The following is a 2,824-nucleotide window of genomic DNA, read 5'->3' as shown; positions in this document are numbered from 1 at the left end:
CGTTGGGGTCAGCCGTTGCGGCAGCCGGGGACGTTCAGGTCGCGGCAGAAATAGCCCGCGGCGCCGCCGACGACGGCGCCGGTGACCGGGCTGCCGCCCGTCGCACCGGAAATCACCGCGCCCCCGGCCGCCCCGGCAAGGCCGCGCTGCGCGTCGTTCTCCAGGCATCCGGCAAGCGCGAAGGCCAGGGCAAGGGTCAGCAGGCTGAATCGGATCGACATGGAGTTTCTCCTTGAGACGGTCAAACTTGCGGCGGAACGGCCGCGGGAAGCGGGGCGAGAGGCTCGAGCGCGGTCGGTTCCTCAGGCTTCGGGCCGAACATGCGGCGCTTGAACTGCCGCCACATCCGCACCACCATCGCCGCCGCAAGCCCGATCAGCCCGAGCAGGATCAGGTTGATCCAGGGAAAGACCGTGACCTCGGGCCCGGCGACGGGGTAAAGATTGACCGCGTTCGGGTAGATCGAAAAGAACGGCGTGCGCCAGCCGTAATGGGTGATCACCACCCATTGCGGCGCCTCCTTGGTCGAGACCGCGTTCGAGGCCTCGGCCTGCAGGTTGGAGCTGTCGTATTTGAAATAGGGCGGCCAGACCCAGCCGGTGTCCTCGTTGCGATAGACACTGACCTCGCCATTCGGACGCACCGCCTCGATGAAGCGGATGTCGCGCTTTTCCACCCCGGTGGCGGCGGTTTCCGCCCGGGCGAAGAACAGCCAGTTCGCGCCGATCGTGGTCTGCCGGTTGTAGGTGTTGGTGATCCGCACCACGTCATGATGCGGCAGGTTGTAATGCAGGATCGCGATGGCCAGCACCGCCGCCCCGCCGCGCAGGGACCATTTGAGCTGCGTCCACATGGGCTTGCTCCTAAAGAAGGTTGACGACATAGGCGGTGACCGCGACGGCGATCATCGGGATGATGTAGATCAGCAGCAAAAGCCGCTTCTTCAGGCTGAGCTCGTAATCGGCCATGCCCTCGGCGATGAAGGCGGCGCGGGTCTCGACATCGGCGCCTTCGGTCACGGCGGCGTCGAAATCGCCTTCGAGGCCTTGCCGCTTGAGCGAGCGTTCATAGGCCGACACCAGCACATAGGCGACCGAGAGGACCAGAAATCCGACGATCGTTCCGGTGAAAAATCCATACATTCCATGCCCTCCCGGCAGGTTTCCGTCCGATGGCGGACGCGATGGGGTCAAAGCCGCCCAGTCAAAGCCGTCCAGTCAAAGCCGGCCGGTCAGCACCAGCACGACCAGCACGACCAGCAGCACGCCGAGCACGCCGATGCCGCCGTGCCCGTAGCCATAGCCGTAGCCGCCGAAGCGGCCGGAAAAGCCGCCGAGCAGAAAGATCACCAGAACGATGATCAGCAGGGTTCCGACAGACATGATCGTGCCTCCAGTCAGGCCGTGCGGCCTGCTTGCATGATGGGAAAGCGGCCGGGGGCGGCCAAGGGGTCGGGGTCCGTCGCGGCGCGGGACGCGCCCTGTCGGACGGATCAGGCCCGGCCCGGCACGCAGGGCGCAACGGGACGGGGGATGATCCGTTGTGATCCGAAAAGCGACCGGCAGCACTAACATGGGTAATGGCCGCCGGGCGGGCTTTCGCTAGGGTTGCCGCGAGCGCCCGTTCCGCCCCTCATCGCAAGATCGGATCCCTCGGGGCGGGCGTGTCGACGGCAATGATCGGACCGGACCGAGGCAGCCGGTCGGGGGCACCGCTCCTGACCCGCGTGACGCCGGGCCGGTCGTTGCCGCACCGGGCCTGACCGCCCGATCCCCCTCAGTCCGAAAGGTGACAGCCATGAGCGATCCCGCCACCCGTCTGGAACAGATCCGCGCCGAGGTGCAGGAGCTGCACGACCAGATCAGCGAGTACATTGAAAAGATGCAAGGTTCCGCCACGGCGGAACTGGCCGACGCCCAGCTCGAGGCCGAGGGCTTCGTGACGCGGATGCAAAGCGTCGTCGAGACCCGGACCCAGGAGGTCCGGGCCGAGATCGACCGGACCCGGGATCGGATGGGGGCTGCCGCGCTGCAGGCCGAAGACAAGGTCGCCGAGGTCCGCGACGGGATCAGCGACGGGATCAGCGCGGCCGGGGCGTCGCTGCGCGAGGGTGCCCAGCACGCGGCGCAGGCCACCAGGGAGACGATCTCGGATCTGCGCAGCCGCGCCGCCGCGGCGATCGCGCCGAAAAAGGAGCCGGTCTGACCGGCCTCCCGGCCCGCCGCCCGCGCTTGCGTCCCGGGCGGCGGGCCCCCCATCCGGCGTGACGCCCGTACCGCCTGCCTCCCATCCGGCGTGACCGGAGCTTGCGGCGACCGCCCGACGCGGGCCGCCGCCCCGCCCCGGGCAGAGCTTCTCTGCCCGGTCCCCTCTCTCTTTTCTCAAGGATATCCCGATGACTTATCGTGCACCTTTGCTTGCCGGCGTGCTTGTGGCCGCGACCCTTTGCGCCGCCGGGCCCGGTTTTTCCGAAACCCCGATGCCGACGACGGTCACCCTGACCGAGGTCGATCCGACCGTGCTGGCCACCGGCTACCGCGCCTCGGAGATCCTGAAGGCCGATGTCTACAACGACGCGGGCGAAAAGGTCGGCACGCTCGAGGACATGATCGTCACCACCTCGGGCACCGTGCCCTATGCGGTGGTTTCGGTCGGCGGCTTTCTGGGGATGAACGCGCATCACGTCGTGGTCGCGGGCAGCGCGCTGCAGCTGATGGGCAAGAAACTGACCCTGCACGGCGCCACCAAGGAATCCCTCAAGGCCCTGCCGAATTTCACCTTCGGCTCCTGAGACAGACCAAAAGGCCCCCCGAAAGGGGGGCCT

At 67.6% G+C, this 2,824-nt stretch carries 6 protein-coding genes; 2 read left to right on the top strand and 4 right to left on the bottom strand.

Annotated features, from left to right (window positions below; translation table 11 throughout):
* Positions 1–8: 8 nt before the first annotated feature.
* The 4 genes from FBT96_RS15765 to FBT96_RS15750 all read right to left on the bottom strand — a co-directional run bounded on the left by FBT96_RS15765 (position 9) and on the right by FBT96_RS15750 (position 1,382).
* Positions 9–221 carry a hypothetical protein gene (locus tag FBT96_RS15765; RefSeq protein ID WP_136908283.1) on the bottom strand — a complete coding sequence of 71 codons (213 nt, stop codon included), beginning with the start codon at positions 219–221 and terminating at the stop codon, positions 9–11.
* A gap of 20 nt (positions 222–241) precedes the next feature.
* Complete coding sequence (locus FBT96_RS15760; RefSeq protein WP_169583515.1) at positions 242–853, bottom strand: DUF1523 family protein; 612 nt, start codon at positions 851–853, stop codon at positions 242–244.
* Positions 854–863: 10 nt separating this feature from the next.
* Complete coding sequence (locus FBT96_RS15755; protein ID WP_136908279.1) at positions 864–1,142, bottom strand: hypothetical protein; 279 nt, start codon at positions 1,140–1,142, stop codon at positions 864–866.
* Between the two features lie 75 nt (positions 1,143–1,217).
* Complete coding sequence (locus FBT96_RS15750; RefSeq protein ID WP_136908277.1) at positions 1,218–1,382, bottom strand: DUF3309 family protein; 165 nt, start codon at positions 1,380–1,382, stop codon at positions 1,218–1,220.
* A gap of 415 nt (positions 1,383–1,797) precedes the next feature.
* Here FBT96_RS15750 and FBT96_RS15745 point away from each other — a divergent pair, with 415 nt between their 5' ends.
* The gene (locus tag FBT96_RS15745) at positions 1,798–2,205 is read left to right on the top strand and encodes a hypothetical protein (RefSeq protein ID WP_136908275.1); all 408 of its coding nucleotides are present in this window, start codon (positions 1,798–1,800) and stop codon (positions 2,203–2,205) included.
* Positions 2,206–2,395: 190 nt separating this feature from the next.
* Positions 2,396–2,791 (top strand): PRC-barrel domain-containing protein, encoded by a 396-nt coding sequence (locus FBT96_RS15740; protein WP_136908273.1) that lies wholly within the window; start codon positions 2,396–2,398, stop codon positions 2,789–2,791.
* Positions 2,792–2,824 lie beyond the last annotated feature (33 nt).

It is taken from the genome of Rhodobacter capsulatus, from assembly GCF_005144475.1.
Lineage (GTDB): Bacteria > Pseudomonadota > Alphaproteobacteria > Rhodobacterales > Rhodobacteraceae > Rhodobacter > Rhodobacter capsulatus_C.
Note: the sequence above shows the minus strand (reverse complement) of the source record. Positions and strands in the feature narration are given on the sequence as shown.

Coding starts and splice junctions, on each gene's coding strand:
- FBT96_RS15760 (WP_169583515.1), bottom strand. CDS start 853: ATGTGGACGCAGCTCAAATGGTCCCTGCGCGGCGGGGCGGCGGTGCTG.
- FBT96_RS15765 (WP_136908283.1), bottom strand. CDS start 221: ATGTCGATCCGATTCAGCCTGCTGACCCTTGCCCTGGCCTTCGCGCTT.
- FBT96_RS15750 (WP_136908277.1), bottom strand. CDS start 1,382: ATGTCTGTCGGAACCCTGCTGATCATCGTTCTGGTGATCTTTCTGCTC.
- FBT96_RS15755 (WP_136908279.1), bottom strand. CDS start 1,142: ATGTATGGATTTTTCACCGGAACGATCGTCGGATTTCTGGTCCTCTCG.
- FBT96_RS15745 (WP_136908275.1), top strand. CDS start 1,798: ATGAGCGATCCCGCCACCCGTCTGGAACAGATCCGCGCCGAGGTGCAG.
- FBT96_RS15740 (WP_136908273.1), top strand. CDS start 2,396: ATGACTTATCGTGCACCTTTGCTTGCCGGCGTGCTTGTGGCCGCGACC.